The 286-nt window shown below is 59.4% G+C and carries 1 protein-coding gene; it reads right to left on the bottom strand.

Features of this window, described 5'->3' with window-relative positions; genetic code table 11:
* On the bottom strand, window positions 1-286 hold a 286-nt coding region (locus RYH74_RS26325; protein ID WP_317410626.1), incomplete at both ends, for a contractile injection system protein, VgrG/Pvc8 family.

Genomic DNA, 286 nt, shown 5'->3' on the forward strand with positions numbered 1-286 from the left:
GGCCTTGAGCGCGCTTCGGCTGATCTGCCCCAACGCCAGCAGTCGGTCGGTGATGACCAACAGGTGGTGTTTCGGCGTGTGCTCGAAGCGATAGACGAAACCCTCTTCACCCGCCAGGCGGGCGATGAAGTCGAGGTCCGTTTCACCGGCCTGTACGCAGAACTCGCGCATCTGATGCTCGCCCATGCTCTTGATTTCGAAACGGGCAATGCCCTGACGCTTGAGCATCAATTCGAGAATCTGCGGCACGGTCTTCTGCTGGAAGATGCGCCAGTTCGAACGCAAG

It is taken from the genome of Pseudomonas sp. LSJ-87 (assembly GCF_032971465.1).
GTDB classification, from domain to species: domain Bacteria; phylum Pseudomonadota; class Gammaproteobacteria; order Pseudomonadales; family Pseudomonadaceae; genus Aquipseudomonas; species Aquipseudomonas putida_Z.